Here is a 4,157-nt window from a genome sequence, read left to right on the forward strand (position 1 = left end):
CACGGGACTGGATGTCCATCTGCCACAGGCGGTCCTGGGCGTGAACGAAGCCGAGCGCGAACCAGCCGTCCGTCATGTTCGAGGCGTAGATGTGGGGTACTCCTGCCACATCCCGGACGATCGTGACCGCGGCGGAGAGGCCGGGCACATGGAGGGTCTGGGACTGCAGCCCCCTTCCGCCGAAGGCGACGGACCACAGGCCCGTGGTCGGATCGAGGAGCGAGCCCAGCGGGGGCAGCGGCCCTACGGGCACCGAGAAGGCCGCGAACACGACAACCGTCAGCACGAGGCCCGCACCGAATTTGGCCCAGTCCTGACGCCGGGATGGGTTGGCCGTGGCGGGCGGATGGCGCGAAGACGGCAAAAGGGTTGCGGCTCGCCGAACCTCGCCGCCCTCAGGCCACGTATTCGACACTGCCGTCCACAATCTCGTGCCGCACCTCGTGATCGTCGAGCACGAGGAGCGCGCCCGTGGGGGCGATATCGAACGCCTTCCCGACGACCTTTCCTTGCGGCGTCTCCACAGACACCCGCTTCCCGATCGTGCCGCACGCCCCGCGGTATTCCTTCATCATGAGCGGCGCGGGCGTGTGGAGGTAGCGGGAGTACACGTCGTCTATCTGCTCCAAGAAGTATTCGAGGCACTCCTCGTTGGCCACGAACAGGTTCACCTCCCTCTTCAGGCTCGTGGCCCGCTTCTGGACGTCCGGGGGCAGCCGTTCGAGATCCATATTCGTGTTGATTCCGACGCCGAGGATCACGTGGTAGGCGTCCCCGCGGTACACGCCCTCGGAAAGGATCCCCGCGAGCTTTCGGCCCTGGAAGATCGCGTCGTTGGGCCACTTGAGGGCGGCGAACACGCCGAAGTGCCGCAAGGTCTTGATCAGAGGGATGCCGGCCAGGAGTCCCAGGATCTGAGCGTGGACCTGCTTGGGTCGCAGGAGAATGGAGAGGTAGAGGCCTCCCGGTGGCGATGCCCACGCGCGTCCGTGGCGTCCCTTCCCCGACGCCTGGCGGTCCGCCCAAATAACCAGGCCCTCCGGGACGTCCTCGTCGAGGAGCTCCTTGAGCGTCTCGTTGGTGGATGCCACCACGTCGTAGTGCCAGATCATCTGGCCGGCGACCTTGCGGGCCGGATTGTGGAACTCTCCCGTCTTCACGGTCGGCGGACCGGCACGAGGCTATTTCAACGTTGGCGGCTCACGCCGATGGAACCTGCTCGGAGGTGGGGCGTGCGGCGGGCTGCGGCTCGCGGCTCGCGAGGAATCCGCGGAACATGAGAGCGATCCCGATGAGCTCCCCGAGGTAGAGCGCCCAGGTCACCCCGAACGTGGCCAGGGAACCGCTTGCCGCCGCGACGATCCCGCCCACGCCAATCCACACGTTGAACGTGAGTCGCGTGCGCCAGTAGGAGACGAGGGCAATCCCGATCAGCGCGAGGCTCCCGGGCACCGTGAAGAGCGGGGACCAAAGGCGAACCGACTCGTCGAAGCCTTGGCCCGCAGGCAGGGGAAGGTTGAACGCGGCAACGTTCACGGTGGCGGTCGAAACCACCCAGGCAAATGCCGCGGCCAAGATGCTCGTGTAGAGCGCGAACGCGAGTCCGCCCCGGCGGCTCGCGAGGAACGCGGAGCCCACGCCGAGGACCGCCACGAGAGGCGCGGCGACGAAGTAGTAGACCTTGTAGATCCCGGCGTTCCAACCGTAGGTCTCGGCGAACCCTTGCATGAGCGCGGCGATAGAGAACATCGCGAGACCGATCGACCAGGCGGCCTGGTAGGCCTTCCGGTGGGAGAGCCACTGCTGGAACACCAGGAACGTGAACACCGCTCCGATGATCGCGGAGCCGAAGGATGCGACCGCGCCTTCCAGACTCATGGAACGGCGCACCCGGCCCAGGGAAATAAACCTATTCGGCTTCGGCTAGCCTAAAATTTCTGAGCGTCCGGGGGCCTACGACGGGCGCTGAACGAGCTCGATGAGGACGCCGTGCGCGGACCGGGGATGGACGAACGCGACCTGGCGTCCCCGCGCTCCGGGCCTCGGCACGGGGTCGATGAGCTCGAAACCTTCGCCCGCAAGGCGGCCGAGTTCGCCGGCGATGTCCTGGGTCGCGAAGGCGAGGTGGTGCAACCCTTCCCCGCGTTTCTCCAGGAAGCGGGCCACGGTCCCGGCAGGATCCACGGGCTCCACGAGTTCCACGTGGATGCCTCCCCCGTTCAGGAACGCCACGCGGACGCCGGCCGCCGGGACCGTCTCGATGGACTCGAGGGCGAGTCCCAGCAGCCCGTATCGCTCGACCGCGGCGTCCAAGCGACGCACGGCGACGCCCACGTGATCCACGGGGCCGATCATAGCTCCCCTCGGGCTCGGTACGTGCCGAAGACCTCCCGAAGACCGTCGCTGATCTCGCCGAGCGTTGCGCCGGACTTGACCGCCGCGAGGATGGACGGCACGAGATTGCCATCGCCTTCGGCCGCCTCCACGACGGCCTTCAACGCCGTGCGTGCCCGGGCCGTCTTCCGGGCCTTCCGGAACGAGACCACCTGGGCCATGCGCTCCTCCGCCATTCGCGGGTCCAAGCGGTAGGCGGGCACCCCGTTGGTCCCTTCCGCAAACGCATTGACGCCGACCACGATCCGAGTCCGTTCCTCGAGGGCCAGCTGCTGTCGGTACGCGGACTCCGCGACCTGCCGCTGGACCCACCCGTTCTCGATGGCACGGGGCATGCCCCCGCGGCGATTGATCTCCGTCAAGAGCTTGGTCGCGTCCGCCTCCAGACGATCCGTGAGGTCCTCCACGTAGTACGAGCCGCCCACGGGGTCCACGGTGTTCCCGACTCCCGTCTCCTGGGCCAGGATCTGTTGGGTCCGGATCGCCAGACGCACCGCCTTCTCGGAGGGGAGGGAAAGGGCCTCGTCCATGCTGTTCGTGTGGAGGGACTGCGCCCCGCCCAGGATCGCCGCCAAGGCCTGCAGAGTCACTCGGACCGCGTTGTTCTCCGGCTGCTGGGCCGTCAGAGAGACGCCTGCGGTCTGGGCGTGGAAGCGCAGCGCGAGGGATTCCGGACGTTCCGCATGGAAACGCTCCTTGACAAGACGCGACCACAGGCGTCGGGCCGCGCGGAACTTTGCAATCTCCTCGAAGAAGTCGATGTGGACGTCGAAGAAGAACGAAATCTGGGGTGCGATGTCGTCGACCCGGAGCCCCCGCCGCACGGCGGCTTGGAGGTAGGCCACCGCGTCCGCCAGGGTGAACGCGATTTCCTGGACCGCCGTGGCGCCGGCCTCCCGGATGTGGTACCCGCTCACGCTGATCGCGTTCCACTTGGGGACTTCGCGGCTGCAGAACTCGATCAGGTCGACCGCTAGGCGCACGGAAGGACCCGGGGGATAGATGTACGTCGACCGTGCGATGTACTCCTTCAGGATGTCGTTCTGGACCGTGCCGCGGAGGGCGCGACGGGGAACGCCGCCGGATTCCGCGACAGCCACGTACATCGCCAAGAGGATGGGTGCGGTGGCGTTGATCGTCATGCTCGTGCTCACTCGGTCCAGGGGCAACCCTGCGAGGAGGGTCCGCATGTCCTCGAGACTGCTGATCGCGACCCCCACGCGGCCGACCTCGCCGCGGGCCAGCGGAGCGTCCGAGTCGTAGCCCATCTGGGTGGGCAGGTCGAACGCGACGCTCAGGCCCTCGTTCCCCTGGGCCAAGAGGTAGCGGAAGCGGCGGTTGGCCTGTGCTGCGGTCCCGAACCCCGCGTACTCCCGCATGGTCCAGAGCCGGCCCCGGTACATGGTCGCGCGAATCCCGCGCGTGTACGGCGGTTCCCCCGGGAACCCCCGCTGGGCGAGGTACCGGTCCGCGGACGCGTCGTCGGGTCCCACGACGACGTCGACGGGGAGGCCGCTCAGGGTCCGCGGGGGACCCCGCGGCTCCGCGGCGGTCTCGGGAGAATCCGTGCTTCGCCTGCGTGGTGCCGCTCGAGCCATGGCCGCTCACGTGCCGAGGAAGATGCCCTCGGGGTCACACTTCGTCCGGAGGACTTGAAGCTCCCGCTTTCTAGGCGGCTTCGTGGTTCGGACCTTGGGGCTCACCCGAAGCTCCCAGGATACGTTGGTCCGGATCTCCTCGACGGTCAAACCCGGATGAACCGA

The 4,157-nt window shown here is 67.6% G+C and carries 5 protein-coding genes; all 5 read right to left on the reverse strand.

Annotation, left to right across the window (positions count from 1 at the left end; translation table 11 throughout):
* The coding region (locus tag VEY12_07835) for a penicillin acylase family protein (GenBank protein HYM40036.1) at positions 1-286 on the reverse strand (286 nt) is incomplete at its 3' end.
* Between the two features lie 109 nt (positions 287-395).
* Positions 396-1,160 carry a biotin--[acetyl-CoA-carboxylase] ligase gene (locus VEY12_07840; GenBank protein HYM40037.1) on the reverse strand — a complete coding sequence of 255 codons (765 nt, stop codon included), beginning with the start codon at positions 1,158-1,160 and terminating at the stop codon, positions 396-398.
* Between the two features lie 40 nt (positions 1,161-1,200).
* The gene (locus VEY12_07845) at positions 1,201-1,878 is read right to left on the reverse strand and encodes a hypothetical protein (protein ID HYM40038.1); all 678 of its coding nucleotides are present in this window, start codon (positions 1,876-1,878) and stop codon (positions 1,201-1,203) included.
* 75 nt (positions 1,879-1,953) lie between these two features.
* Entirely contained in the window at positions 1,954-2,355 is a 402-nt protein-coding gene (gene mce / locus VEY12_07850; GenBank protein HYM40039.1) for a methylmalonyl-CoA epimerase, read from the reverse strand.
* Positions 2,352-3,992, reverse strand: coding sequence for a methylmalonyl-CoA mutase family protein (locus tag VEY12_07855; GenBank protein HYM40040.1), 1,641 nt, complete (start codon positions 3,990-3,992; stop codon positions 2,352-2,354). Before VEY12_07855 ends, mce begins: the two co-directional genes overlap by 4 nt.
* Positions 3,993-4,157: the final 165 nt, after the last annotated feature.

The organism is Thermoplasmata archaeon, assembly GCA_035632695.1.
Classification (GTDB): Archaea; Thermoplasmatota; Thermoplasmata; order RBG-16-68-12; family RBG-16-68-12; genus RBG-16-68-12.

What these genes read in the sequence shown, in the direction of transcription:
- VEY12_07845 (HYM40038.1), bottom strand. Translation starts at nt 1,878, where the DNA reads ATGAGTCTGGAAGGCGCGGTCGCATCCTTCGGCTCCGCGATCATCGGA.
- mce (HYM40039.1), bottom strand. Translation starts at nt 2,355, where the DNA reads ATGATCGGCCCCGTGGATCACGTGGGCGTCGCCGTGCGTCGCTTGGAC.
- VEY12_07855 (HYM40040.1), bottom strand. Translation starts at nt 3,992, where the DNA reads ATGGCTCGAGCGGCACCACGCAGGCGAAGCACGGATTCTCCCGAGACC.